Consider the following 25,246-nt stretch of genomic DNA (forward strand, 5'->3'; position numbering starts at 1 on the left):
TGTGATAACTTGTGTGATGAGAATTGTGCTGATGTGACTAAATTGTCAACAGGTGTCGCGCAATTTTTTCAGGACAGCGATCTGGATCGCTTAAATGATGTCGGTCACGTCACAAACTGCATTTAGCCTCGCTCCACAAGCCTTTTTAACCTGTTTCATCATTTCTCATCGTGAGGTTTTAACACCTAATTCGTGATCGCCTTCGCTATCCAGAGTGAAATTTATTGGTTTTATCGAAAAATAATACAGCTGATATGTTATCTCAGTGAGAAGTGGTGTAAGACATTATTTAGCAAATTCATCACAGGTCGTTAACAGCTTTAGGCGGTAGCGACGCTGAACTGAACTCTTCTTCTTTCGGAGGTGTATGTGGACAGTGGCGATATCATTCTGGGTCTGGATTCCGGCACCTCGGTGGTTAAAGCGGTGGCGTTTGATCTGGAAGGCACGCAACTGGCATGCGCATCGGTGCGCAACCGTTATTACCGCAGCGAAGGCGGCGCAGCGCAGCAGTCAATGAGTCAAACCTGGCAGGATGCGGTCACGGCGATTCGCAATCTGAGTGAGCGCATCGACAACCTCGCCGCGCGTGTTGTGGCGGTAGCCGTCACCGCACAAGGCGACGGCAGCTGGCTGGTAGGTGCGCACAATCAGCCGGTTGGCGATGCGTGGATCTGGCTGGATGCGCGTGCGGCGCCGACGGTAGAAAAACTCAATCAGCATCCGTTAGCCGCCGCACGCTTCAGCGCCACCGGCACCGGGCTCAACACCTGCCAGCAGGGAGCGCAGCTGGCGCACATGGATCACTTTTATCCCGAGCTGTTAGCCAACAGCGAAGTGGCGCTGCACTGCAAAGATTGGCTCTACCTCAACCTCACTGGCATTCGCGCCACCGATCCTTCCGAGGCCAGCTTTACCTTTGGTAACTTCCGCCACCAGCGTTATGACGACCAGGTGATTGCCGCGTTGGGGCTGGAACAGCGTCGCCATCTGCTGCCGGAGATTATTGAAGGCACCGAAACCACCCATGCGTTAACCGCTGAAGCAGCGCAGGCCACCGGTTTACGTGCCGGTACACCTGTCTGCCTCGGCTATGTCGATATGGCGATGACCGCGCTTGGCGCGGGTGTGCACACCGGCGAAGCCAATACCGCTTGCTCCATTGTTGGATCAACCGGCGTGCATCTGCGCAGCGTCACCATTGACGACGTGTGGCTTAATCCGGCGCAAACCGGCTACGTGATTCCGCTACCCTGGCCGGGATATGTCACGCAGGTGCAAACCAACATGGCATCAACACTCAATCTCGACTGGTTGCTGAATCTCGCCAGCGAACTGCTTAACAGCTTTGGTTGCGAAATCGATCATGCCCGTTTGGTGAGCCATATCGATCGTTGGCTCAATGCGGCGCAACCCGGCAGCCTGCTCTATCACCCTTATATTTCGATTGCTGGTGAGCGCGGGCCGTTTGTCAATGCCGAGGCGCGCGCCAGTTTTACCGGCCTGAGTTACACCCACAATTTTGGCGATCTGGTGCGGGCGGTCATTGAAGGCATCGGTTTTGCGGCACGCGATTGTTATCAGGCGATGGGCAGTTTACCGGGCGAAATCCGTTTAACCGGCGGCGCGGTGCGTTCGCAGCCGTTACGCCAGATTTTGTCTGCCTGCATTGGTGCGCCGGTGCGCATCAGCCAGCGTGACGAAGCCGGCGCGGCCGGTGCCGCGATGATGGCGGCGGTGGCGATTGGCGCTTATCCGTCGATGGAGAGCTGCGTCAAAACCTGGGTTATGCCGCTACTGGATGCGCCAGAAGCGCCCGCTAGCGAACTGATGCAGCGCTATGACCCGCTTTTCCACACCTATCAGCAGATGCGTAACGATCTGCCTGCCGCCTGGCACGCGCTAAAACAGTTTTGAGGAGTAAATCATGAGTGAACACATGCTGGATCTGTTTGTGATTGGCGGCGGTATCAACGGTGCCGGTATTGCGCGTGATGCGGCCGGCCGCGGCTTATCGGTAATGATGTGTGAGAAAGATGACCTCGCGCAGGGTACCTCATCGCGTTCCGGCAAGCTGGTACACGGCGGGTTACGTTATCTGGAGTATTACGAGTTTCGTCTGGTGCGTGAAGCGCTGATCGAGCGTGAAGTGCTGCTCAACGCCGCGCCACACATTATCTGGCCGATGCGTTTTGTCTTGCCGCACAGCCCAACCGATCGCCCGGCGTGGCTCGTGCGCCTCGGCCTGTTTCTCTATGACCACCTCGGCGGCCGTCAGAAACTGCCGGGCACGCGCTCGCTGGATTTACAGCGCGATCCCGAAGGTGCTCCGCTGCTGGACAATTACAGCAAAGGATTCGAATACTCCGATTGCTGGGTTGATGATGCGCGGCTGGTGACGCTGAATGCGCTGGATGCCGCCGAGCGCGGCGCCGCTATTCTGCCGCGCACGCGCTGCGTGGCGGCGACACGTCATCACGGCAAGTGGGAAATTACCCTGCAGGATGCCAGCGGTACGCCGCGCACCGTGTTTGCCAAAGTATTGGTGAACGCCGCCGGGCCGTGGGTGCTGGATATCGTCAATCAGGTGACGCACACCAAAAGCAGTCGCAACGTGCGGCTGGTCAAGGGCTCGCACATCATCGTGCCGAAATTCTGGGAAGGTCAGCAGGCTTATCTGGTGCAGAACACCGATAAGCGCGTGATCTTTATTAACCCGTACGAAGGCGACAAAGCGCTGATCGGCACCACCGACATTCCGTGGCAAGGCAAAGCGGAAGCGGTGACCGCCGACGACAGCGAGCAGCAATATCTTATCGACGTGGTGAATCGCTACTTCAAGGTGAAACTGCGCGCCAGCGATGTGATCACGCGCTTCTCCGGCGTGCGTCCGCTGTTTGATGACGGTAAAGGCAATCCTTCGGCGGTGACGCGTGATTACGTGTTTGATCTCGACAATCAGCAAAATGCCCCGCTGCTGCATGTCTTTGGCGGCAAAATCACCACCTTCCGCAAGCTGGCCGAACACGCAGTACAGAAACTGGCACCATTCTTCCCCAATATGGGCGCGGACTGGACGCGTGCCGCCACGTTACCGGGCGGCGATATGCCTCATGCCGATTTCGACAGTTTCTTAGAACAGGTCAAAGCGCGCTGGCCGTGGCTGCCGCAGCCGCTGCGTAAACACTATGCGCGACTGTACGGCACGCGTATCGATAAGCTGATCGGTCACGCCACTGCGCTGAACGATCTTGGCCGTCACTTTGGTGGGCAACTGTACGAAGCCGAGGTGCGCTATCTGGTAGAAAACGAGTGGGCACAACAGGCCGAAGATGTACTGTGGCGCCGCACCAAGCACAAGTTGCACCTCGATGATGCACAGCAACAGGCTTTCACACAGTGGTTCAACGCCACCTTTGCTGCTCCCGCGCCGCTGCGTGCGCATGCTGGATAAGAGGTGAATCATGCCGTTAACGCTATCACTGAACACCAACCCGCTAGTGAACCGCTTTGCCGATCCGCACGATTTGATTACCACCGTGGCGCAGCAAATCCGTATTCGTGATCTGCAGCTAACACACGAATTCATTAATCCCGGCTGGCCCGCGGCGACCATCACGCGCATGACGCGCCGGATGCAGCAGGCGCTGCGTTCAACCGGCGTGCGTGTGACGTCCGGCATGACCGGGCCTTATGGCCGTCTCAACCATTTTGGCCATCCTGACGTTGAAGTGCGCCGTTATTACGTTGACTGGTTTAAAACCTTCGCGGATATCACGGCGGAACTGGGCGGTGACGCGGTGGGATCGCAGTTTGCCATCTTCACTCAGCAGGATTTCAACGATGTTGCGCGCCGTGAGACGCTGATCGATATCGCAATGGATTGCTGGGCCGACGTTGCCGAACATGCCAAAGCCGCCGGATTGAAATACCTGTTTTGGGAACCGATGAGCGTGGGCCGCGAGTTTGGTGAAACTATTCCGGCGTGCTTAGCGCTGCAGCAGCGTTTGAGCGCAGCCTCGTTGGCGCTGCCGATGTGGATGATGGCGGATATCGATCACGGTGATGTCACGTCCGCTGACCCGCGCGATTACGATCCCTACGCGTGGGCGGAAGCGGTGCCGCGTTACTCGCCGATTATTCATATTAAACAGAGCATGCTGGACAAAGGCGGACACAGACCGTTTACCTTGCAGTACAATACCGGCGGCCGCATTCAGCCGCAGCCGCTGTTAGATGCACTGGCGCGCGGCGGTGCGCAGGATAATGAAATCTGCCTTGAACTGAGTTTTAAAGAACGCGAGCCAACCGACAGCAAGGTGGTGGCCGAGATCGCCGAGAGCGTCGCCTTCTGGGCCGGACATATTGATACCGGCGTGCAGGATCTGCATTTGTCTAATTAACAGGATGTACAAACAATGAAACCGGCACCAACCTCGACTGAACGCGACGAATCTCTGGCGCTGCGCGCCGCCTGGCTGCACTACGTCGGCGGTTTAACGCAGGCGGAAGTGGCGAAACGACTCGGGCTGCCGTCGGTGAAAACGCACCGTATGATTGCGCGCATGGTGGCAGAAGGCGCGGTGAAAGTGTCGATTGATGGCGATATCGTCGCCTGCGTCGCGTTAGAAGATCGGCTGCGTGCGAAATTCGCCCTGAACTTTTGTCATGTCGCGCCCGATCTCGGTGAAGAAGGTTTACCGGTGCGCGCATTGGGCATGGCGGGCGCGGATTACCTGCGTAACCTGCTCAGCGCGTCGCCCTCTACCACGCTGGGTCTGGGACATGGCCGCACCCTTTCCGCCGCCATCCACCAATTGCCGCGTATCGATGCACCACATATGCGCTTTGTCTCACTGCTCGGCTGTTTAACCCGCAACTACGCGCTCAATCCCCACGATGTAATGCATCGCATTGCTGAGAAAACCGGTGCGCAGGCTTACATGATGCCGGTACCTTTTTTTGCGAATACTCAGGAAGACCGCGACGTGCTACTGGCGCAGCGCGGCGTGAGCGAAGTGTTTGCCATGGCGGCGCAGAGTGAAGTCAAACTGGTGGGAATTGGTACCGTGGAGCCCGCCGCTCAGTTGGTTGAAGCGGGCATGATTGATGAAGCGGAGATCAATGATATCTCCTCATCCGGCGCGGTCGGCGAACTGCTGGGTCACTTCTTCGATGCCAACGGACAGATGATCCGCACCAACCTGACGGCACGCACTTTGTCGGTGGATCTCGATCTTTCGCATCGCGCTGAGATTGTCGCCCTGGCGGGCGGCAGCAGTAAAATCGATGCCATTCGCGCGGTGCTGGCCAGTGGGCTGGTAACGGGGTTGATTACCGATGAAGTGACGGCACTGGCGCTGGTGGGGTAATGGTGAGCTGATTAATGGGTCACCATAAACGGCGTTATGCCGAACAGTTAAGCACCGTATCTAATCACCGCACATTCCGTAGCCGCGCGATTTATCGCGCAATGAATTGCGCCGCTACAATATGTGCGCTCGGTAATAGGGTTTCATCTCTTAACTGACAAGCATTACACCATAAATGGCGACCCTACGTTTTTTACGACACCAAACTCACTTCCACGCCCTTCTCCTGCAGCGCCTTTTGATAAACAAGCGCCAGCCCGGCATCGGTGATCACCTGTTTAAATGGCTGCGTGGGGGCCAGCGCAAACGGATGAATCTGGCCAAACTTAGAAGAATCCGTTAATGCGATAGTGTGCGTGGGTTTTTCCATGATGGCATTCACCACGTCACAGCGCAGCATATCGCGGCCGGTAAAGCCGGTGATCGCATCCCAGCCGTCAATCCCGATAAACGCCTTGTGGAAATTCAGGTGCTGAATACATAAACGCGTCAGCGGCCCCACTACCGACTCGCTGCTTTTCTGAAACAGACCGCCAAGGATGATGACATCGCCGCCCTTTTCGCGCATCAAGCCCGCAATGTAATGGCTCACGGTAATAATGGTGATATCGTTGCGTTCACTCAGTTCACGCGCCAGTAAGGCGTTGGTGCTGCCGCCCTCGATAAATACCGTTTCACCGCTGTTCACCAACGATGCCGCGTACTCGGCCAGACGCTTTTTCACCGCGAAGCGGGTTTGCATTCGCGCGCCCACGTCATCACTTTCTGGCGCCACGGCAGAGCCGTGCACGCGGCGCAGAAAGCCACCTTTCTCCAGGTGATTGAGATCCTGGCGTACCGTCACTTCCGAGACGCCAGTGATGTGCGCCAGCTCATTGACGCTGACGCTGCCGCGCTCGCTAACCAAGTGGATAATCTGCTGATGACGTGCGTTCATAACACCCGCTGTTGTGAAATTTTTGCCAAGCTTACCAGAAATTTAACCCAAGCCCAGACTGCGGCGACCATTGGCATTTAACGCGTCGAGGGTGAAACGATCGCGCCATTGCGTTTCGTAATCCTCCTGCGGGAAATCGCCTGGCGACGCACCCGTGGACAGCGCCTGCGCCACTTTTGTCGCGTATGCCGCATTTTTCTCGCACAGCGGCGCGGCGGGAATGTACATCACGTTGCCCCAGCCTTGCTGATCCTCTACCGGCGCGACCGAGTGGATCACATCGCAGTGCCACCAGACCGAATCCCCCGCTTGCAACGCGGGAATAGAACACAATCCTGCAATCAGTTCCGGATGCCATTGCGCGGAAACGGGCAGCACTTTACCCGGCGCAACGCCGCACAGCTCATCTTCCGGTACATCTTGCAACAACGGACGCAGCAGCATATAGGCCATCGCTTCTGGCACCGGCACCACATGCAGTAAGCCCTGACCAATCTGCATATCCGACAGCGCGGTCCAGCCCTGAAAAGTGCGGAATGCCGAGCACTTGGTGGTGGTGCCCGATTGATACTCATTCACTTCGGTGCGATGCGCCGCATCCCAGGGATCGTATTGATCAAACTGGTTGGTGAAGATTTTACTGAACACCTGCTGATAAGCGGGCAATAACCAACGCTCCAGCGCGCCCGAATCGGTGTGCGCGCCGAGGCCTTTTGAGGTGGTGCCCGGTAAACGACGGCGAATACGATCGGGATAAATGATGCTGACATCAGGATCGAACCAGCGCGTGCCACGTGATTCAAACTTCCACAGGCGATTGAGGAAAGATTGCGTTTGGGCCATGGCATCGCTTTGGCGCGCTGACATCTGCGCATCGCTCCAGTAAATCGGATAGATTTCCGGACGTGATGCGTCGAGGTTGCCGAAGAAGTTATCGCCCGGCCCTTTGTAGACGTTGTCGAAATCATTGTCATCAAGATACTTGAGCATCGACGCGTCCCAGGCCAGCGCCTGATCGCGCGGGAAAGTCTGCTTAACCACCACGCATCCGCGTCGACGAATATGATCCTTCACCTCATCACTGATGCGTCCTGCGGCGATATCATCCTGGCTTATTTGTGGCCACGCGCTGCCGTTTCGCGCCTCTTCCGCGCGAGCAGCGGCGATTTCACTCACGATTTTGCTTTTGACTTGTTCAAACAGACCTTCGACATCGCCGATCTGCTCTCTCAGCGCTCTTTTCATCTGACGAACGTTGTGTTTGAAATCATCGGGTTGTTGCAATGAAGTGAAAGTGTGATTCATGAGATGCTCCGATTTGTTAACCTGAATGCTTCATTCGAAACTTAATTACTATTCATTCATAACAAAAGCGGAGTATTTAACAATCATGAAACACTTAAACAATGACGCTGCTCACATTTAAACGCGCTGTTGAGTTTCAAGTGAAAGGGGGATCACTTGTAGAATGGCACCCACACACTGCTGGGCCGACAGGATTGCGCTATCAAGCTGCAGGTGATCGCGTTCCCATGGCTGGTACTCTCGCTGCTCAACCGTCTGCCAGTCCGGCAGCTTCAAGTCTTTAATATCGGAAACGCGATTTTCGACGCGAAAGCGATGTTTGTTGCGATCGGAACAGATCACTTCGACTTCCAGCAGCGGCGAGCCGCTTAACAATGCGATATCGCGATAAGCATTACGGATCAGTTGCAAGTCGTTTACCGAGTCGGTAATGACGGTGGAACCGAGTAGCAAATTCTCGCGCGCCAATCCGTAGAGGACGAAATACCCTTCCGGGCCGATAGAATTCTCGCTCTCTTCTCCCGATCGCAGCGCCTGTTCGATGGTATCCACGCGTAAATAAACCGCACCAAGCTGCTGCGCCAATAGCCGTGCAATGGTGCTTTTGCCGGTGCCGGGTAATCCGCTAAAAGTGATGAGCATGAATTCATTCCTGTTTTGCAAAAGACATTACCGATGCGCTGAGTTGCTTGAGCACTGCAACGTTTCAAGCTCGGTTTTATAGACCAATAACACCCTTTAAGTGAACACAATCACAACCACGGATGGTTTGCATAACAATTAGTTCATCTTCCGTCCTCTAATACTGCTCCAGCGACTACGATCTCATGCAGGCGTACTGGAACTGGAGCATCTCATGGATAACATTAAAACCCGCGAACACCGGCTGAACGCCCTGCGCCTGCGGTCGTCTACGCCGGTGTTGATTGTCGGGGGCGGCATCAACGGCATCAGTACTTTTCGTGAGCTGGCGTTGCAGGGGATTCCGGCGATTTTGGTGGAAAAAGGTGACTGGTGCCAAGCCGCCAGCGGTGCGCTATCGCGCATGATCCACGGCGGTTTGCGTTATCTTGAAACCGGCGAATTTACGCTGGTCAAAGAGTCGGTTACCGAGCGTGACCGCCTGCTGAAAAATGCCTCGCACTATGTGTTCTAATGCCGAACAGTTAAGCAATGAGCCACTTTCGTTCGCCACAGGCTGGGGCAGTTTCAGTACTGCCGTGCGGCGACCGAGCAGAGAGCGCCTGGCCGCGCCCTCTGCACTCCGGGCCCTGCGCCAGCCCAGCCCGCCGCTTCGCGGTGCCTTCACTCATTCACGATTCCTGACGGACCGGCGGCGATTCGCTCCTGCTCAGCGCCGCCTCTCGCCGCATCCCTGCGGCTCGTCCTGGAATCCTTCACTCGTTCAGCGGGCTCGGATGTCGCCTCAACACCCACGCTGCAACATCAATGCGTATTTCTGAATCATCATCGCTGTAACGGCTGTAGGGTCGCCATTCATGGCGACCAGGTTCGCATAAACCTTCAGCCAGCGAAATTCCAGACCAGATATTGCATTCACAGGCGGCGGTGTTGGGCACCATCCGCAGCGCCGAGCGCAGAGTGACGGCCCGGATGAGCCGACACGACATCGGCGAAAGCGCGGCATGAGCCAGGGATGGCATCACGCCGCTTACAGCGATCTCGAGTTGCGCTACCTGATTGAGCATGAACAGGTGTGTCAGTTGGAGGATTTGCTGGTGCGCCGTACCGCGCTGGCGATTTGTGGTGAACTTAGCGCGCCGCTGGTGCAGGAGATCGCCCAGATAATGGCAATGACACTCGGGTGGAGCGACAGCGAATGCGCGCAGCAACTGCAACGCGGCTGCGCCAATCTGGCGCGGTTGCACGGACTCACCGGTCTTAATCCCACGGTTTTTCCGGAAGAACCGCGTCATGTGAGTCACCCATAACGCTACAGGGATCATCAGCGAACTGTGCGAAGAAGTGAGTTGATTTTACTGGCTTAATTGCCCTCTCGCTGCTAATCATGGACGTCTTACCTCTTTAAGGATATCCGCATGCAGATCAATCAGCTTCCTTTCGGCATCACCACCTGGAATGACGTCGAGCCTGAAACCCATCCCGGCGATAAAGGCTTTGCACTTTGGCGCACTCAGCACTTTGGTGATATTCGGGTGAGGATGGTGGAGTATTCACCGGGCTATCTGGCGGATCATTGGTGCAGCAAAGGCCATATTCTGCTGTGTCTCGAAGGGGAAATGGTGACCGAACTGGATGATGGTCGTTCCTTCACGCTCACGCCGGGTGTCAGTTATCAGGTTGCGGACAATGCAGAAGCGCACCGATCTTCAACCGTGAACGGGGCAACATTATTTATTGTTGACTAGCAGCCGGTGAGTTTTCCGGGCGTACAAAAAATGACAACCTCTGCGCGGTAATGTACACTTGAGCTATCAAAATGTTCAAATGAACATTAATCAGGAGGTTGTTATGACAACTGCATCGCCATTCAATCACGGCAATGCTGCGCGCGTCTTCGATCCCACGCTGATCCAACACGTCCATCGCTCTTTTATGGATCAAATGGGGTTGCCGCGTAATCCGCTGAAAGCACACCAACTGATCACCGAAGGATTGGACGTCGGCATCGTTGAGCGCGCGGCAACGGTACTGAAAGCGACGCCGCTGGATGTTGCCCAAATGGTCTCGATCGATCGCAATACGTATCGCCGCCGTGAGAAAGCCGGGTCGCAGCTCTCCGTGGAGCAAGGCGCACGGGTGTATCAGGTGTTCGAAATTCTGGATGCCGTGCTGCAATTATTTGCCGGTGACGTTGACGCTGCTATGCACTGGATGTATCAACCTGCGTTGGCACTGGATGATGCATTGCCCATGGAGATGCTGAGCACGCCTGCGGGCTGCGATGCGGTGTTAACGCTGATTGGCCGCCTGGAACATGGAGTAATTGTGTAATGACGCCACGGAAGGAACCGGATGCGCCCTACCGACTGTTTTATCGTTTAGTGAAAGAAGAGTACGCCAGCGATGCGTTTAGCGGCGCTGGCGCTGAAAAATGGGGTGGACGCTGGAATCCGCCGGGCATTAAGACCGTTTATCTCAGCAGCTCGAAGGCGCTCGCCACGCTAGAACTGGTGGTGCACGCCGGTAAAGCCATGCTGGAGAAGAGCCGCTTTGTGATTTTTACCCTGCCGATTCCTGAGCGTGAAATCATGGCGCTGGACAGCAGTAAGTTGCCGGTCAATTGGGAAACGTATCAGCAGCAGGAAGAGACGCAGGCGATTGGTGCCGCGTTCCTCAATCTGCAAGGTGGCTTTCCTTTGCTGTTGACGGTACCGAGCATTCTCACCGGCGAAGACAACGCCATCCTTAATCCCGGGCATCCCGCTGCCACTGCCCTTTTTGCACAAGCCACCTCTGCGCCCTTCGCACTCGACCGCCGCATTAAAGAGGACAACAGTCTTCGCTGACCGGGACGCATGCGTCGCGGCATCACCTTTAACGACACTGGCTGGTACATTTTTGCACGCAAATTTGTGCTAGCGAGCCACAGCCGCCGTTATTATCATTTTTACACTGTGATTGCTGCACATAGCAGTTTTGCTTACACGACGACACATCGCACTTCGCAGCTACCGGGGTGAATTGCACCAGCGGCGCTTTTCGCTCGGGCTGCCATTCCGGCTGTGCCAGCACGCTGGCGCTGAACAGCAAGGCAAAAACCATTATCCATTTCATGAATGATTCCTCGCAGAAAGGGTGTAAAGAGTATGGCTGTTGCGTAGCCAATTACCATGTTGAAACATTCGATTCACACGCGCGCACAAATTGCCCTGCTGCAGTGCAGTGCGCTGCGCCATGTTAGTGCAGCGCAACAGCCTGTGATACTGACATGATTTATTATTATCAATGAGTTAGATGCATTCTGGCCAGTCACACAACCTGGTACAAAAGTTGCAATCTCCAATGCATAGCAAAGGAGACGGATATGAAAGCGATTGTGATTGGCGCGGGCATTGGCGGTATGAGTGCTGCGATTGCGCTGGAGAAAGCGGGTTTTGATACGGCGGTGTTTGAAGCAGTGAAAGAGATGAAGCCGGTGGGTGCCGCAATCTCCATCTGGCCCAACGGCGTGAAATGTCTCAATGCATTAGGCATGAAAGAGCCCTTGCGCGCGCTGGGCGGCAACATGGCATTTATGGCCTACAACGATGCGCATAGCGGCAGCACGCTCACCCGCTTTAGCATGAAACCGCTGGTGCAACAGGTGGGTGAATACCCCTATCCTGTGGCGCGCGCCGAATTGCAGGCGATGCTGATCGATACCTACGGACGTTCGCGCATCAGCTTTGGCAAACGCGTTACGCAGGTAGAGCAAACCGAGCATGGCGTCACCGCCTGGTTTGATGATGGTAGCCAGGCCGAGGGTGATTTCCTGGTTGCTGCCGATGGTACGCACTCAGTGATTCGCCACTATGTGCTCGGTGAGACCGTAGAGCGTCGTTACGCCGGTTACGTAAACTGGAACGGATTGGTGACGATTGATGAAGCGATTGCGCCCGCCGATCAGTGGACCACCTTTGTCGGCGAAGGCAAACGCGTGTCGCTGATGCCGGTCAGCGATAATCGCTTCTACTTCTTCTTCGATGTGCCGCTTCCAAAAGGCTTGCCGGAAGATCGCGCGACGCTGAAAAGCGATCTCAAGGGCTACTTCAGCGGCTGGGCCGCCCCGGTGCAGCGCCTGATTGAACGCCTCAATCCCGAAACCACTAACCGCGTGGAAATCCACGATATCGAACCGTTTAGCCGTTTTGTTAAAGGTCGCGTTGCGTTACTCGGCGATGCGGCGCACAGCACCACGCCGGATATTGGGCAAGGCGGTTGTGCGGCGATGGAAGATGCGATTGTGCTGGCGCAGACGCTGGCGTCGCATTCGCTGGGGATTGAGGATGCGCTACTGCGCTATGAAACACGTCGCGTCGATCGCACCAAAGATTTGGTGCTAAAAGCGCGCAAACGCTGCGATGTCACCCACGCGAAAGACGCGGCGGTGACGGCGGCGTGGTATGCGGACTTGAAAAACGAAACCGGCGAGCGCGTGCTGGCCGGTATGTGCGATACGATTGAAGGCGGGCCGCTCGGGTGAACCGGGTCGCCATGAATGGCGTAGTGCCGATCAGTTAAGCTAAGCGCCGAGCGACTTTCGTTCGCTATCGGCTGGGGCAGTTTCAGCTATGCCGTGCGGCGACCGAGCAGAGGGCGCCAGGCCGCGCCCTCTGCACTCCGCGGCCCTGCGCCAGCCCAGCCCGCCGCTACGCGGTTCCTTCACTCGCTCACGATTCCTGACGGACCGGCGGCGATTCGCTCCTGCTCAGCGCCGCCTCTCGCCGCATCCCTGCGACTCGCCCTGGAATCCTTCACTCGTTCAGCGGGCTCGGATGTCGCCTCAACACCCACGCTGCAGCATCAATGCGTATTTCTGAATCACCATCGCTGTAACGCCTGTAGGGTCGCCATTCATGGCGACCAGGTAACCCCCCGCAGAGCCAATGCGCTGCTTAACTGACGAGCATTACGCTATGAATGGCGCCCCTATAAAGAATCGTTACGCTTCCTCCAGACCACGGTTTTTCAGCATTGGGCCGATTTCCGGCTCTTTGCCGCGCCACGCCAGCCACAGGTGCTGCAAATCGGTGCTGTTGCCGCGTGACAGAATATGTTCACGGAACTGCTGGCCGTTTTCACGCGTCAATCCACCGCGCTCGACAAAGGCCTGATAGCCATCGTCAGCCAACATTTGCGTCCAGATATAGGCGTAATAACCGGCTGCATAGCCGCCGCCCCAGATATGGCGGAAATAGCTTGAACGATAGCGTGGTGGAACCGCCGCCAGCGCAATGTTTTCGGCGGCCAGCGCCTGCAACTCGAAGTGGCTGACGTCCTGCGGATTGTCCTGTGTGGTTAACGAATGCCATTGCAGATCCAGCAGCGCCGCCGCCAGAAGCTCGGTCATGTCGTAGCCTTTATTGAACTTCGAGGCGCGCACCATCTTGTCACGCAACTCGGCAGGCATCGCCTCACCGGTTTTATAGTGACGCGCATAGTTGGCAAACACCGCCTCGTTGCTGGCCCAATGCTCATTAATCTGCGACGGGAATTCGACAAAGTCGCGCGGCGTGGCGGTACCCGACAAGCTCGGATAGCGCTGGGTGGCGAACAAGCCGTGCAGCGCATGACCGAACTCATGAAACAGGGTGATCACTTCATCCCAGCTCAGCAGCGCGGGCTGGCCAGCCTGCGGCTTGGTGTAGTTGCAGACGTTGTAAATCACCGGTTTGGTGCCAAGCAGCGTGGTTTGGTCGACAAAATTGCTCATCCACGCGCCGCCGCTTTTGTTATCACGCTTAAAGAAATCGGTGTAGAACAGCGCCAGCGGCGTGTCATCAGCATCGAAAATTTCGTAAACGTTGACGTCCGGATGATAAACCGGCAGATCGTGGCGCGGGCTAAAGCGAATACCAAACAGCTGGCTGGCCGACCAGAATACGCCTTTCTCCAGCACGTTGTTCAGCTCAAAGTACGGGCGGATTTGGCTCTCATCCAGCGCGTATTGCGCCTTACGCACCTGTTCGGCATAGAAATTCCAGTCCCAGACGCGCAGTGGGAAACTATGATGTGCGGCTTCAATCGCTTGCTGAATATCGGCGGCTTCGCGTTCCGCGCGTGCCCGCGCGGCAGGCACGATATTGCGCATGAAGGCAAAGGCGGCCTCCGGCGTTTTCGCCATCTGATCCTGCATACTCCACTCGGCATAGGTTTTGAAGCCGAGCAAACTCGCCTGCTGCGCGCGCAGTTGCGCCATGCGTAATACGATGTCGCGCGTGTCGTGATCATCGCCCTGCTCGCTGCGCGTCAACGCCCGCTGGAACAGCGCTTCACGCGTGGCGCGCACTTCCAGCGATTGCAGCGCCGGTTGCTGCGTGGTGTTTTGCAGCGCAATCAGCCATTCGCCGTGTAAACCGCGCGCTTCGGCTGCCGCTTTGGCATGCGCTAACTCCTCCTCACTTAATCCGGCCAGCGCCGCAACATCGCTCACCGCATAAGCACCGGCTTTGGTGGCGGCCAGCAACTTATTGCCGAATCGGGTGCTGAGGCTCGCCAGCTCCTGATTGCAGGCGCGTAGCTGGGTTTTATCCGCTTCGCTCAGGCTGGCGCCTGCCAGCTGGAAATGCTGCCAGGTCACTTCCGCCAGACGCATCGCTTCGGCATCTGGGCAATGTGAGCCGCGATGCTGGTAAACCGTATCGAGGCGAGCGAACAGCTGGCTGTTAAGGCAGATTTCATCGTTTAACGCGGTGAGCTGCGGCGTAATCAGTTCATCGATTTCCTGCAGACGGTCGCTGGTGTTGGCGGAGGTCATCGCGCCAAAAACCAGATTAACGCGTTGCAACAGCTGGCCGCTGCGCTCCAGCGCTTCGTAGGTATTGGCAAAGGTTGGCGCGTCAGGATTGCTGGCGATCGCCGCCACTTCACGACGTTTCTCTTCAATACCCGCTTGCAGCGCTAGCAGAAAATCCTCTTCCTGAATCTGGTCAAACGGCGGGGTTTGATACGGCAAGGTGCTGGCGGTAAAAAAAGGATTGGCTCGTGAATTCATTATCGCTCCTGATAATCAGCAACGCCGCACGGCGGCGGCGGGATGTTTCTATCCTGGCAGTTTCCTCGTCACTCAACAACTTATCGCCTGCTGCTGATAAACGCTGATGATTTCCCCCGCTACCGCCACGGCAATTTCCGCCGGCAACTTGCCCTTCACATCCGCTAATCCAATCGGACAGCGCAGACGTGCGAGGGAATCTGCTGCAATACCTTTGCCTTCTAAGCGATAACGAAAACGCTGGGCTTTAGTGGCGGAGCCGATAACACCGGCATAGCGAAAATCCCCCCGTCGCAAGATTGCTTCACTGAGCGCCAGATCGAGCGGATGATCGTGGGTCATCACCACAAAGTAGCTGTCGGGCGCGGCTTCCTGCACGCAGTCGATGGGATCCTCGACCTGACGCACCGTCACGCCGGGCGGCACCGCACGAAACTGCGCGGCGCGGCTATCAATCCACGTAATGTGGCACGGCAAGGTCGCGAGCACATTCACTAACGCCTGACCAACGTGGCCTGCGCCATACACCTGAATTTCAGGCTGCTGCTGCATCAGCGGCTCAAACAACAACGTGGCGTGACCACCGCAGCATTGGCCAAGACGCGCAGCCAGTGCAAACTCTTCACTACGCGGCTGTGTGCAGCGCTGCTGTAGCATCTCACGCGCCTGCGCGATGCATTGATATTCGAGGTGGCCGCCACCAATGGTCAGGAAGGTGTCGTTGGCGCTGACCACCATCTTGCTGCCGCGATCGCGTGGCACTGAGCCTCGCTCGCTGAGCACGGTGATTAACACACAGCTTTCGCGCTTTTCGCGCAGGCGGTGTAACACGCTGATCCAGTCATGATAAATCATGGTCCGCTCCTGATAAGCGCTGAATCCCCCAGAACACCCGCTCCGGCGTGGCTGGCGCATCGAGTTGCGGATGGCGACGATAGTTATCGACGCTGGCAACTGCATCCTGCAACGCGCACCACACGGCGATGCCTAACATGAAGGGCGGTTCGCCCACCGCTTTGGAGTGGAACACCGTGTCCTGCGGATTTTTGCGGTTCTCTACCAGCGTGACGCGTAAATCACGGGGTACATCGCTGATCGCTGGAATTTTGTAGCTGGCTGGGCCATCGGTGAGCAATTTGCCCTTGTCGTTCCACACCAACTCTTCACTGGTCAGCCAGCCCATGCCCTGCACAAAACCGCCCTCAACCTGGCCGATATCGATGGCCGGATTCAGCGACGCGCCGACGTCATGCAAAATATCGGCGCGCAGCAAACGGTATTCGCCGGTCAACGTATCCACCAAAACTTCACAGCAGGCCGCGCCGTAGGAGAAGTAATAGAACGGCTTACCGCGTCCGGCGACGCGATCGTAATGAATGCCGGGTACTTTGTAGAAGCCGGTAGCCGAAAGCGGTACCTGATTAAGCCATGCTTGCTGCGCCACCTCAGCGAACGTGAAATGTTTGTCGCCAACGCGCACAATGCCGTTGCTGAAGTTCACCGCTTCTGCTGAGCATTGATGTTGCTGACACAACATCTCCGTCATGCGATCGCGCAGGATTTGCGCGGCGTTTTGCGCCGCTTTTCCGTTGAGATCGGCACCGCTGGAAGCCGCCGTGGGTGACGTGTTCGGCACTTTCCCGGTATCGGTGGCGGTGACCTGAATCTGGCTAATATCAATCTGCAGCACTTCCGCCACAATCTGCGCCACTTTGGTGTTTAAGCCCTGGCCCATTTCGGTGCCGCCGTGGTTGAGTTGCACCGTGCCATCGGTATAAATCAAAATCAGCGCGCCTGCCTGATTGAGGAAACTGGAGGTAAAGGAGATGCCAAATTTCACTGGCGTCAGCGCCAATCCGCGCTTCATAAAACGATTACCGGCGTTAAAGGTGCTGATTTCGCGGCGGCGTGCCGCATATTCACTGCTGGTTTCTAACTGCTCGGTCATCTCATCCAGCAGATTGTCTTCCACCTGCTGATGGTAATGGGTGATGTTGCGTTCGGTTTTACCGTAATAATTGCGCTTGCGCAGTTCAAGCGGATCCAGACCCACTTCACGTGCGACGTGATCCATGATCTGCTCTATCGCCACCATGCCTTGCGGGCCGCCAAAGCCACGATAAGCGGTGTTCGAGGCGGTATGCGTGCGGCAGCGATAGCCGGTAATCAGCGCATCGCCGAGGTAATAGGCGTTATCGGCGTGGAACATCGCGCGATCAACAATCGATCCACTAAGATCAAGTGAATAGCCGCAGTTGCCGGCCAAATCGATTTTCACCCCGCAGAAGCGGCCATCATCATCGACGCCGACATCGTAACGCACAAAAAACGGATGACGTTTGCCGGTAATCTGCATGTCATCGCGGCGCGCCAGGCGCATTTTCACCGGTTTGCGCAGCTGGCGCGCGGCAATCGCACATAAACAAGCCACACCCGCCGCCTGCGTCTCTTTACCGCCAAAGCCGCCACCCATGCGTCGCATATCAATGGTGACTTTATTCATGGTGATGCCCATGACTTCCGCCACCAGCTTTTGCACTTCCGTAGGGTTTTGCGTGGAAGAGAAAACCTGCAAGCTGTCATCTTCACCAGGGATCACCAGCGCTGTTTGGGTTTCCAGATAGAAATGTTCCTGCCCACCAATGTGAAACTCGCCCTGAATGCGGCGCGGTGCGCGCGCTAGCGCGGCTTCAGCATCACCGCGTTGATGGATGTGCGGTTGCTGCACAAAGAAGCGTTGTTCCAGCGCGTCACGCACGTCGAGCACTGCCGGAAGCGCTTCATATTCAATAATTGCCGCCGCTGCGCCAGCACGCGCCGCATCAGGCGAATCAGCCGCAACGGCGATCACGATCTGACCAACATACTCGATGTACTCCTGCGCCAGCAGTGGATCGCCTGGCTCAAGAGGACCAACATCGTTGAGGCCCGGCACATCGCGCCAGGTCAGCACGCTGACCACGCCCGGCACCGCGTAACACGGCTGAACATCCAGTTTGGTGATGCGTGCGTGCGCATGCTCGCTGAGGCGCGGACAGAGATGCAGCAATCCTGGCAAATCGGGCTTGTCGTCGATATACAGCGCTTCACCGGAGACATGTTTATCGGCACTTTCGTGCTTGTTGCTGCGGCCCACGCCCGTTTGCATAGCGGTGGCGAACTGGGTTTTCAGCAGCGTCTCGTTCAATTCCGGGCGATTATGAGACATAGCGCGACACCTCCGTAATGGTCAACTCGCCAGACGCCTGGGCGTAATAGCGTCGCAACAGATTGCGTGCTACCTGCAAACGATAATCAGCGCTGGCACGGAAGTCGCTCAGCGGCTGGAAATCAACAGCCAACGCAGCACAGGCTTTTTCGATGCTGGCTAGATTCAGTGGCTGGCCGAGCAATTCTGCTTCAGCCGCCAGCGCACGTTTCGGTGTGGCCGCCATGCCGCCAAAGGCCAGGCGTGCTTCTTCTATCACCTCGTCTTTGAGGTGCAGATTGATGGCGGCGAACACCGCGGAAATATCGTCGTCCAGTCGTTTAGCCACTTTCCACGCGGTGAAGCTTGGTGACACTGTCACTTTAGGAATGGCGATAGTGCGAATAAATTCGCCAGGCAGCAATACCGTTTGACGATACGCGGTAAAGAATTGATCGAGTGGGACTTCCCGCAGTTTTTCGCCCTGCTGTAAAACCAATATGGCGTTCAATGCCAGCAACATGGGCGCACAATCGCCAATGGGTGATGCGTTACCAATATTGCCGCCGATAGTGCCTTGGTTACGAATTTGCAGTGAGGCAAAACGCTCTAGCATGGTGCTAAATGCCGGGATGTGCTGCGCCAGGAACTGATAACAATGGTGCAACGACGCGGCGGCACCGAGAAAAAGATGCGTTTCATCTTCATGACAAGCCTTCAGCTCATCTACCTGCTCCAGCGCAATCAGCAGCGGCAGGCGCTTATATTGTTGGGTAATTTGCAGTGTCAGATCGGTGCCGCCAGCCACCAGCTGGGCTTCGGGATGTTGCTGATAGAGATCGGCGAGTTGCGCTACTGTTTTCGGCACATAGCAACGACTGCCATCGGCTTCAATGATCTGTACTTCCTCGCTGCAAAGCGCCTGTAACCGCTGCACTAACGATTCTGCATCAGTACTGAATACATCCGAATGAGGTTGTTCACAGACCTGCTGCGCTGCATCCATGATTGGACGATAACCGGTGCAGCGGCATAAATTGCCGGCTAATGCCTGTTCCGCCTGATGACGATTCCAGCCATCACTGTTTTTTTGCAAGGTAAATAGCGACATCACGAAACCTGGCGTGCAGTAACCACATTGCGAGCCGTGGCAATCGACCATCGCTTGCTGCACGCCATGCAACTCGCGGCCCTGTTTAAGGTCTTCTACCGTGATCAACTGCTTGCCTTGCAGGCTGCTCACCAGCGTTAAACAACTGTTGACCGCTTGATATTGCATCTTGCCATTCACCACTTTTCCGAGCGTAACGGTGCAGGCACCGCAATCGCCGGACGCACAGCCCTCTTTGGTGCCGCGGCGCTGCAACTGACCGCGCAGATAGTTGAGCACGGTGAGGTTGGGATCAAGTGCGAGTTCGGTGATTAAACGATTGTTGAGTAAGAACTGAATCATGCGATTTGCTCCTCACTTTCACGCTGCCAGACCGGCTTGCCGCTCACCCAGGTTTGCGCGATGTTGCGGTCGTCGCCCAGCGTCATCATTACAAATAGTCGCTCCCAGATGTCTTTGCTGTTGGCGTTGCGCAGCTTCTGCAGCGGCGACACTGCCGGATCGAGCACCACAAAGTCGGCCTCTTTACCGCAGTTAAAGTTGCCAATCACATCATCGAGATCCAATGCATGCGCCCCGCCTAACGTAGCGTGATAGAGCGCTTCGCAGGCGCTGAGTTTGTATTGCTGTAATTGACCGACTTTGTAGGCTTCGCCCAGCGTTTGCAGCAGATTAAAGGTGGTACCCGCGCCAACGTCGGTGCCAATGCCCATGCGCACGCCCTGCTGCCAGCAGCGTTTGATGTTGAATAAGCCGCTGCCAAGGAACAGGTTTGAGGTTGGGCAGAAGGCAATCGATGAATCGGTGTCATGCAGGCATTGCCACTCTTTGTCTTCCAGATGCAGGCAGTGCGCGAACACGCTGCGTTTGCCGGTGAGTTGGTGGTGATGATAGACATCGAGATAGCCTTCGCGCTCTGGAAATAACGCTTTTACCCACGCGATCTCCTGCTGGTTTTCACTTAAATGCGTATGCATCCACACATCAGGAAACTCCTCGCGTAGCTGTCGCACTTTATCCAGCAGTTCCGGCGAGGACGTTGGCGCAAAGCGCGGCGTGAGTGCATAGCTCAGGCGACCACGTTGATGCCAGCGTTCAATCAGTTCTCGCGTGTGCTGATAGCTCTCTTCTGGCGTTTCCGTTAGGTCTTCAGGCGCGTTGCGATCCATCATCACTTTACCGGCAATCAGCCGCATATCCAGCTGCTGCGCCGCGCTGAACAGTGAATCGACCGATTGCTTATGGACAGTGCCAAACACCAACGCAGTCGTCGTGCCGTTAGACAACAGCTGATGCAGGAAGAACGCCGACATCTTAGCCGCATGATGAGGACAGTGATATTGGCTTTCCACCGGGAAGGTGTACTGGTTGAGCCATTCAAGCAGCTGTTCGCCAAAGGCGCCGATCATTTCGGTTTGCGGGTAATGAATATGGGTATCGATAAAGCCGGGCACGATCAGTTTGCCGCGCAGATCGGTGACGCGCGTGGGATCCACACGGCCTTCTGCAATCTGCCAGCTTTCGAGGCTGACCACTTTGCCGTCCCGCAGCGTTAATAACCCATCTTCGAGATAGCGCGCATTGGCAGCGATGTCATCCGGCTGCGCGGCCAGATCGGTGAAATCAAAGAAGCTGGCGCGCAGCAGCGTTTCGGGTGCGTAAGGCATAACGGTTCCTTGGTACTTTTTTATGTGCAGGTAATTGCCTTAAAGATAGTTTGCAAAGTGCATGCCAATGCAAAGAAGAAATAATACTGTTTAAATTCAATATAATAGGTTGATTCGGCTGATTTATGTGTCAAGCTTGCTGGCAATCGTATGCGCAACCGGTTGCCTGGATTAGCAAACGGTTGCGATGTTATAGCGAGGAAACTTTTGCCGGGCATAGTGTGTTTATCGCCCGCAGATGTGCGTCTTTGTGGTGCGCTGTTGCACTGCTAACGTGCAGGAAAAATCCTGCAACAAGCTGCATTTGGTTTTCATGAGCACGGGTTAGAGGTTAATGCTAAGGTGTGGCTGATAACCTGAAATCGTTTGAGGAACAGTGAGATGATTATTTTTGTTACTGGCGCAACCGCTGGTTTTGGTCAAAGTATCACCCGCCGCTTCATTGCTACAGGTCACAAAGTGATCGCCAGCGGCCGTCGCGCTGAGCGTTTAAAAGAGCTGAAAGAGGAGCTGGGCGACAATCTCTATACCGTGCAATTGGATGTGCGTAATCGCGCGGCCATCGATGAAGTGATCGCTTCCCTGCCCGCTGAATGGCGCGATATTGATGTGCTGGTGAACAATGCCGGTCTGGCGTTGGGCGTGGAACCTGCGCACAAAGCCAATATTGAAGATTGGGAAAATATGATCGACACCAACAATAAAGGTTTGGTGTACATGACGCGCGCCGTGCTGCCTGCCATGGTAGAGCGCAACGTCGGCCACATCGTGAATATCGGTTCGATTGCGGGCAGCTGGCCTTATTTGGGTGGCAACGTGTATGGCGCGACGAAAGCGTTTGTCCGTCAGTTTAGCCTGAACCTGCGTACCGACCTGCACGGCACCGCGCTGCGCGTGACCGATATTGAACCCGGTTTAGTGGGTGGCACTGAATTCTCCAATGTGCGCTTTAAAGGCGATGATGGCAAAGCGGAACAGGTGTATGAAGGCACTACCGCGCTGACAGCAGACGATGTCACTGAAGCGGTCTATTGGGTCACCACGCTGCCAAAGCACGTCAACATCAATACGCTGGAGATTATGCCGGTAACGCAAACCACTGCAGGTTTGAAGGTGCATAAAGGTTAATGCGATTTTGTAAGGTGCGCAGTAATGCGCACCCGATCGCCATAAATGGCGACCCTACGATTTCACGGAACGCATTAAACACGGCTCCAGCCAGCAACGATGATCAGCATACCGCTAAAAGCAACCAACGCGCCGACCCAATCCCACGTACTTAACTTCACACCATCCACCACGCGTAACCATATCAGCGCCGTTAGCACATAAACGCCACCATAGGCCGCATAGACGCGTCCGCTGGCTGCGGGATGCAGCGTCAATAACCAGACGAACAGCGCCAGACTCGCCGCCGCCGGCACCAGCAGCCAGGCCGTCATGCCCTTCTTTAACCACAGCCACGGCAGGAAACAGCCAACAATTTCCGCAATCGCAGTGATAAAAAACAGCAAGGCGGTTTTAACCAGCATAGAAAATCTCTCTCTAAGCTAAACAAAGCGCTCACCACTGGTGAGCAAATAAGCAGCGATGATATACTAGCGCCCATAGTTGTTACAGCCGCGATCCCGGCTGTGCTGGTGTTAACTGAAGGAAATGACGATGAAAAAACTGTTTTCCGCCCTGCTGGCGACCGTGCTGACTTCAAGTCTGTTTTTGGCTGCGCCGCTGGCTTCTGCCAAAACCGATCGCCTGATCATTGAAGATGGCAGCAGCGCATCGAGCAATGAAGCCGCGCGCCAGAGCAAAGAGCAGTGGAACGATACCAAAAACCTGCGTAATAAAGTGAATACGCGCGTGGAGAAAGAGTTCGATAAAGCGGACAAAGCCTTTGATACCCGCGACTCCTGCGAGAAAAGCTACAACGTGAATGCTTATTGGGAACCCAACACGCTGCGTTGTCTTGATCGCCGGACCGGACGCCCGCTTGCACCTTAATCCGCCATCACTGCTATAGTTTTTACAGGAATTCTGACCAAAGGAGTGAATGATGAAAAAACGTAATGCAGTTCTGCTGATGGCGATGCTCGCGCTACCGGTATTGGCGCAGGCTTCTTGTGAAAGTGTCAAAGCGGATATCAGCAAAAAAATCATTAACAACGGCGTCGCCGAATCTGACTTCACGCTGGATATCGTGGCCAATGATCAGGCCGATCAGGTGGGCGGACAGGTGGTGGGTCATTGTGAAAACGACACACAGAAAATCGTCTACAAGAAAAATGGCCGTGATGGTGACAGCAGCGTGCCAGACGGCGCAGGCAGCTCTCAGGATACGCCAGCGCAGTAACCCTTCGGGCGGCTTGATAGCCGCCCTGCTTTTACTCTACTTCCGGCCTTTGCCGCGGCATCATCCACGCGACCCACAGTGTTAACAGCGCAATCAGCAACGACACTACAAATACCCAATGCAATGAGGTGGCGATTTGCCCGGTCCAATCATGCAGCGTCGCTTCTGGCAGCGCCTGGCGACTTTCGTGTGACATGATCTTTTGCATCGGATCTTCCGCCTGCGGCAGACGCAGCGACAGATTCAGGTTCAGCACCGCGCCTAATAACGCCGTGCCAATTGCCGAACCGATCATGCGGCTAAACATGATTGATGCGGTGCAAATGCCACGAATATCGTAATGCGCATGGTTCTGCACCGACACCAGAAAGGTCGTGCTGGTCATGCCCATGCCGGTACCAATCACAAACGCGGTAAATCCTGCCTGCATGATTGAGCTATCGCTACGCAGCAACAGCAGTAATGCGCTGCCGGTAATCAGCAACAATGCGCCCATCTGTGCGGTGAAGCGATACGAGGTGATAAGCATCAATCTGCCGCTTAAGGTGCTCGCCAGCGGCCAGCCAATCGACATCATCGCCAGTGCGCTGCCCGCCTGTAGCGGCGTGCCGCCGGTAATGCCCTGAATCCACGTTGGCAGAAAGGCGCTGATACCCATCATGCTGGCACCGATAATCAGGTTGCCGACGTTGCCAGCAACGATGAGCCGACTGCGCCAGATTTCCAGCGGGAACAGCGGTGCATCGGCGCGCTGTTCATGATGCTTTAAGCGCCATGCCGCGATCAGCGCCAGCAGCAGGAACGGCAGCAGCCAGAAGCCGAGCACCTCTGCCTGCAACAGCGCGACTAACAACGCGGTCACGCTAATCATCAGCCAGCAGCTGCCGGTGAGATTGAGCGTGGTTTGCTGATTTTGCTCACGCGTGGGAAGAAAACGCGCCAGCAGCAGCATCGCGATCGCGCCAATCGGCACGTTAACCCAGAAGATGACTGACCAGCTAAAGTGCTGCACCAGCCACGCGCCGCTCAGCGGACCGATAATCGCCGCGACGCCCCAGACGCTGGAAAGCCAGCCTTGTACATTCGCTCGCTCGCGCGGCGAATAAACGTCAGCCACGATGGTGGAGGTGAGCGGCATAATCGCGCCAGCGCCTAAGCCCTGAAAGGCACGGAACAGGATCAACCACGTCATGCTGTGGGCGAATCCGCACAGAATTGATCCGATCAAAAATAGCGAAACGCCAATAAACAGCAGCCGTTTGCGGCCCCACATGTCAGCCAATCGGCCATACAACGGTACGCTCACTGCTTGCGTCAGCAAATAGATGGAAAATACCCAGCCGAACTGCGAAAAACCGCCAAGATCGGCAATGATAGTCGGCATCGCGGTGGCCACGATGGTGACTTCAATTGCCGCCATAAACATAGCGAGCATGCAGCCGACGAGAACCCAGTGGCGGTGTTGCGTGTTCAATTCTGCAGTTTCAGTCATACGTCTCCCTAATTTATTACAAGGCTAGCTGAAAATTCACTGGACCAGTTTCCTCTGCGTGCGCCTGTATGTTACGCCGTCACTTATTTCGATGAATATTTTTTATTGTCAGATGATGCCTTATTCCATGCGGGTTGAATGCGGTTTTTT

At 55.8% G+C, this 25,246-nt stretch carries 24 protein-coding genes; 13 read left to right on the forward strand and 11 right to left on the reverse strand.

The features are described 5' to 3' along the window. The first annotated feature begins 369 nt into the window (after nt 1-369). The 4 genes from AC6I8K_RS09455 to AC6I8K_RS09470 are packed head-to-tail and all read left to right on the forward strand — an operon-like array spanning nt 370 to nt 5,372. Nucleotides 370-1,917 carry an FGGY-family carbohydrate kinase gene (locus tag AC6I8K_RS09455; protein ID WP_497826607.1) on the forward strand — a complete coding sequence of 516 codons (1,548 nt, stop codon included), beginning with the start codon at nt 370-372 and terminating at the stop codon, nt 1,915-1,917. Nucleotides 1,918-1,927: 10 nt separating this feature from the next. Then, nucleotides 1,928-3,454 carry a glycerol-3-phosphate dehydrogenase gene (locus AC6I8K_RS09460; RefSeq protein WP_497826608.1) on the forward strand — a complete coding sequence of 509 codons (1,527 nt, stop codon included), beginning with the start codon at nt 1,928-1,930 and terminating at the stop codon, nt 3,452-3,454. Between the two features lie 10 nt (nt 3,455-3,464). Next, on the forward strand, nt 3,465-4,403 hold the full coding sequence (locus tag AC6I8K_RS09465; protein ID WP_483817405.1) for a sugar phosphate isomerase/epimerase family protein: 939 nt from the start codon (nt 3,465-3,467) through the stop codon (nt 4,401-4,403). A 15-nt stretch (nt 4,404-4,418) separates the two neighbouring features. Next, entirely contained in the window at nt 4,419-5,372 is a 954-nt protein-coding gene (locus AC6I8K_RS09470) for a sugar-binding transcriptional regulator (protein WP_064738698.1), read from the forward strand. A gap of 193 nt (nt 5,373-5,565) precedes the next feature. Here the strand turns inward: AC6I8K_RS09470 and AC6I8K_RS09475 are convergent, their stop codons facing one another. From AC6I8K_RS09475 to AC6I8K_RS09485, 3 genes are all read right to left on the reverse strand, one after another. Further along, nucleotides 5,566-6,309: a DeoR family transcriptional regulator gene (locus tag AC6I8K_RS09475; RefSeq protein WP_497826609.1), complete on the reverse strand. Its 744-nt coding sequence runs from the start codon at nt 6,307-6,309 to the stop codon at nt 5,566-5,568. A 42-nt stretch (nt 6,310-6,351) separates the two neighbouring features. After that, nucleotides 6,352-7,614, reverse strand: a complete 1,263-nt coding sequence (locus AC6I8K_RS09480) for a DUF1479 domain-containing protein (protein ID WP_497826610.1) — start codon at nt 7,612-7,614, stop codon at nt 6,352-6,354. Nucleotides 7,615-7,731: 117 nt separating this feature from the next. Next, nucleotides 7,732-8,256 carry a P-loop nucleotide/nucleoside kinase family protein gene (locus AC6I8K_RS09485; RefSeq protein WP_497826611.1) on the reverse strand — a complete coding sequence of 175 codons (525 nt, stop codon included), beginning with the start codon at nt 8,254-8,256 and terminating at the stop codon, nt 7,732-7,734. 214 nt (nt 8,257-8,470) lie between these two features. On the opposite strand from AC6I8K_RS09485, the gene AC6I8K_RS09490 reads away from it, so the two are divergent. The 5 genes from AC6I8K_RS09490 (at nt 8,471) to AC6I8K_RS09510 (ending at nt 11,105) form a co-directional block, all read left to right on the forward strand. Continuing rightward, nucleotides 8,471-8,770, forward strand: a complete 300-nt coding sequence (locus AC6I8K_RS09490; protein ID WP_497826612.1) for an FAD-dependent oxidoreductase — start codon at nt 8,471-8,473, stop codon at nt 8,768-8,770. 490 nt (nt 8,771-9,260) lie between these two features. After that, on the forward strand, nt 9,261-9,566 hold the full coding sequence (locus tag AC6I8K_RS09495) for a glycerol-3-phosphate dehydrogenase C-terminal domain-containing protein (protein ID WP_497826613.1): 306 nt from the start codon (nt 9,261-9,263) through the stop codon (nt 9,564-9,566). A gap of 108 nt (nt 9,567-9,674) precedes the next feature. Beyond that, entirely contained in the window at nt 9,675-10,004 is a 330-nt protein-coding gene (locus AC6I8K_RS09500; RefSeq protein WP_483817411.1) for a DHCW motif cupin fold protein, read from the forward strand. A gap of 103 nt (nt 10,005-10,107) precedes the next feature. Further along, nucleotides 10,108-10,590: an Xre family toxin-antitoxin system antitoxin gene (locus AC6I8K_RS09505; protein ID WP_064738704.1), complete on the forward strand. Its 483-nt coding sequence runs from the start codon at nt 10,108-10,110 to the stop codon at nt 10,588-10,590. Then, on the forward strand, nt 10,590-11,105 hold the full coding sequence (locus tag AC6I8K_RS09510; RefSeq protein ID WP_483817412.1) for an RES family NAD+ phosphorylase: 516 nt from the start codon (nt 10,590-10,592) through the stop codon (nt 11,103-11,105). Before AC6I8K_RS09505 ends, AC6I8K_RS09510 begins: the two co-directional genes overlap by 1 nt. A gap of 28 nt (nt 11,106-11,133) precedes the next feature. Here the strand turns inward: AC6I8K_RS09510 and AC6I8K_RS09515 are convergent, their stop codons facing one another. Continuing rightward, nucleotides 11,134-11,373, reverse strand: coding sequence for a hypothetical protein (locus AC6I8K_RS09515; protein ID WP_497826614.1), 240 nt, complete (start codon nt 11,371-11,373; stop codon nt 11,134-11,136). A 250-nt stretch (nt 11,374-11,623) separates the two neighbouring features. On the opposite strand from AC6I8K_RS09515, the gene hpxO reads away from it, so the two are divergent. Further along, on the forward strand, nt 11,624-12,781 hold the full coding sequence (gene hpxO, locus AC6I8K_RS09520; RefSeq protein ID WP_064738707.1) for an FAD-dependent urate hydroxylase HpxO: 1,158 nt from the start codon (nt 11,624-11,626) through the stop codon (nt 12,779-12,781). Between the two features lie 459 nt (nt 12,782-13,240). Here the strand turns inward: hpxO and dcp are convergent, their stop codons facing one another. The 5 genes from dcp to guaD form a co-directional block, all read right to left on the reverse strand. Next, nucleotides 13,241-15,292: a peptidyl-dipeptidase Dcp gene (gene dcp / locus AC6I8K_RS09525; protein WP_497826615.1), complete on the reverse strand. Its 2,052-nt coding sequence runs from the start codon at nt 15,290-15,292 to the stop codon at nt 13,241-13,243. A 72-nt stretch (nt 15,293-15,364) separates the two neighbouring features. Then, nucleotides 15,365-16,147: a xanthine dehydrogenase accessory protein XdhC gene (gene xdhC / locus AC6I8K_RS09530; RefSeq protein ID WP_497826616.1), complete on the reverse strand. Its 783-nt coding sequence runs from the start codon at nt 16,145-16,147 to the stop codon at nt 15,365-15,367. Continuing rightward, nucleotides 16,134-18,500: a xanthine dehydrogenase molybdopterin binding subunit gene (gene xdhB, locus AC6I8K_RS09535; protein WP_497826617.1), complete on the reverse strand. Its 2,367-nt coding sequence runs from the start codon at nt 18,498-18,500 to the stop codon at nt 16,134-16,136. The genes xdhC and xdhB overlap by 14 nt, the downstream gene beginning before the upstream one ends. After that, nucleotides 18,490-19,932: a xanthine dehydrogenase small subunit gene (gene xdhA, locus AC6I8K_RS09540; RefSeq protein ID WP_497826618.1), complete on the reverse strand. Its 1,443-nt coding sequence runs from the start codon at nt 19,930-19,932 to the stop codon at nt 18,490-18,492. Before xdhA ends, xdhB begins: the two co-directional genes overlap by 11 nt. Further along, nucleotides 19,929-21,257 (reverse strand): guanine deaminase, encoded by a 1,329-nt coding sequence (gene guaD / locus AC6I8K_RS09545; RefSeq protein WP_497826619.1) that lies wholly within the window; start codon nt 21,255-21,257, stop codon nt 19,929-19,931. The genes xdhA and guaD overlap by 4 nt, the downstream gene beginning before the upstream one ends. A gap of 381 nt (nt 21,258-21,638) precedes the next feature. Between guaD and ydfG the strand changes: the two genes are divergently transcribed. Next, entirely contained in the window at nt 21,639-22,385 is a 747-nt protein-coding gene (gene ydfG / locus AC6I8K_RS09550; protein WP_064738713.1) for a bifunctional NADP-dependent 3-hydroxy acid dehydrogenase/3-hydroxypropionate dehydrogenase YdfG, read from the forward strand. A gap of 74 nt (nt 22,386-22,459) precedes the next feature. Here the strand turns inward: ydfG and AC6I8K_RS09555 are convergent, their stop codons facing one another. After that, the gene (locus AC6I8K_RS09555) at nt 22,460-22,789 is read right to left on the reverse strand and encodes a YnfA family protein (protein ID WP_073991656.1); all 330 of its coding nucleotides are present in this window, start codon (nt 22,787-22,789) and stop codon (nt 22,460-22,462) included. Nucleotides 22,790-22,919: 130 nt separating this feature from the next. On the opposite strand from AC6I8K_RS09555, the gene AC6I8K_RS09560 reads away from it, so the two are divergent. Together AC6I8K_RS09560 and AC6I8K_RS09565 are read left to right on the forward strand one after the other, a co-directional pair. After that, nucleotides 22,920-23,255 (forward strand): DUF1283 family protein, encoded by a 336-nt coding sequence (locus AC6I8K_RS09560; RefSeq protein ID WP_064738714.1) that lies wholly within the window; start codon nt 22,920-22,922, stop codon nt 23,253-23,255. A gap of 52 nt (nt 23,256-23,307) precedes the next feature. Next, nucleotides 23,308-23,604 (forward strand): DUF1161 domain-containing protein, encoded by a 297-nt coding sequence (locus tag AC6I8K_RS09565; protein ID WP_064738715.1) that lies wholly within the window; start codon nt 23,308-23,310, stop codon nt 23,602-23,604. 31 nt (nt 23,605-23,635) lie between these two features. On the opposite strand, the gene AC6I8K_RS09570 is transcribed toward AC6I8K_RS09565, so the two are convergent. After that, nucleotides 23,636-25,096, reverse strand: coding sequence for an MDR family MFS transporter (locus AC6I8K_RS09570; RefSeq protein WP_483817419.1), 1,461 nt, complete (start codon nt 25,094-25,096; stop codon nt 23,636-23,638). Nucleotides 25,097-25,246 lie beyond the last annotated feature (150 nt).

The sequence above is a fragment of the Pantoea sp. X-Soil-ISGK-421 genome (assembly GCF_059730785.1).

Excerpts from the sequence above, each read along its gene's own strand:
- AC6I8K_RS09500 (WP_483817411.1), top strand. The coding sequence starts at position 9,675 with ATGCAGATCAATCAGCTTCCTTTCGGCATCACCACCTGGAATGACGTC.
- AC6I8K_RS09475 (WP_497826609.1), bottom strand. The coding sequence starts at position 6,309 with ATGAACGCACGTCATCAGCAGATTATCCACTTGGTTAGCGAGCGCGGC.
- AC6I8K_RS09505 (WP_064738704.1), top strand. The coding sequence starts at position 10,108 with ATGACAACTGCATCGCCATTCAATCACGGCAATGCTGCGCGCGTCTTC.
- AC6I8K_RS09490 (WP_497826612.1), top strand. The coding sequence starts at position 8,471 with ATGGATAACATTAAAACCCGCGAACACCGGCTGAACGCCCTGCGCCTG.
- hpxO (WP_064738707.1), top strand. The coding sequence starts at position 11,624 with ATGAAAGCGATTGTGATTGGCGCGGGCATTGGCGGTATGAGTGCTGCG.
- AC6I8K_RS09565 (WP_064738715.1), top strand. The coding sequence starts at position 23,308 with ATGAAAAAACGTAATGCAGTTCTGCTGATGGCGATGCTCGCGCTACCG.
- xdhC (WP_497826616.1), bottom strand. The coding sequence starts at position 16,147 with ATGATTTATCATGACTGGATCAGCGTGTTACACCGCCTGCGCGAAAAG.
- AC6I8K_RS09460 (WP_497826608.1), top strand. The coding sequence starts at position 1,928 with ATGAGTGAACACATGCTGGATCTGTTTGTGATTGGCGGCGGTATCAAC.
- xdhA (WP_497826618.1), bottom strand. The coding sequence starts at position 19,932 with ATGATTCAGTTCTTACTCAACAATCGTTTAATCACCGAACTCGCACTT.
- AC6I8K_RS09555 (WP_073991656.1), bottom strand. The coding sequence starts at position 22,789 with ATGCTGGTTAAAACCGCCTTGCTGTTTTTTATCACTGCGATTGCGGAA.
- AC6I8K_RS09515 (WP_497826614.1), bottom strand. The coding sequence starts at position 11,373 with ATGAAATGGATAATGGTTTTTGCCTTGCTGTTCAGCGCCAGCGTGCTG.
- AC6I8K_RS09570 (WP_483817419.1), bottom strand. The coding sequence starts at position 25,096 with ATGACTGAAACTGCAGAATTGAACACGCAACACCGCCACTGGGTTCTC.
- AC6I8K_RS09495 (WP_497826613.1), top strand. The coding sequence starts at position 9,261 with ATGAGCCAGGGATGGCATCACGCCGCTTACAGCGATCTCGAGTTGCGC.
- AC6I8K_RS09470 (WP_064738698.1), top strand. The coding sequence starts at position 4,419 with ATGAAACCGGCACCAACCTCGACTGAACGCGACGAATCTCTGGCGCTG.
- guaD (WP_497826619.1), bottom strand. The coding sequence starts at position 21,257 with ATGCCTTACGCACCCGAAACGCTGCTGCGCGCCAGCTTCTTTGATTTC.
- AC6I8K_RS09485 (WP_497826611.1), bottom strand. The coding sequence starts at position 8,256 with ATGCTCATCACTTTTAGCGGATTACCCGGCACCGGCAAAAGCACCATT.
- AC6I8K_RS09510 (WP_483817412.1), top strand. The coding sequence starts at position 10,590 with ATGACGCCACGGAAGGAACCGGATGCGCCCTACCGACTGTTTTATCGT.
- dcp (WP_497826615.1), bottom strand. The coding sequence starts at position 15,292 with ATGAATTCACGAGCCAATCCTTTTTTTACCGCCAGCACCTTGCCGTAT.
- AC6I8K_RS09465 (WP_483817405.1), top strand. The coding sequence starts at position 3,465 with ATGCCGTTAACGCTATCACTGAACACCAACCCGCTAGTGAACCGCTTT.
- xdhB (WP_497826617.1), bottom strand. The coding sequence starts at position 18,500 with ATGTCTCATAATCGCCCGGAATTGAACGAGACGCTGCTGAAAACCCAG.
- ydfG (WP_064738713.1), top strand. The coding sequence starts at position 21,639 with ATGATTATTTTTGTTACTGGCGCAACCGCTGGTTTTGGTCAAAGTATC.
- AC6I8K_RS09560 (WP_064738714.1), top strand. The coding sequence starts at position 22,920 with ATGAAAAAACTGTTTTCCGCCCTGCTGGCGACCGTGCTGACTTCAAGT.
- AC6I8K_RS09480 (WP_497826610.1), bottom strand. The coding sequence starts at position 7,614 with ATGAATCACACTTTCACTTCATTGCAACAACCCGATGATTTCAAACAC.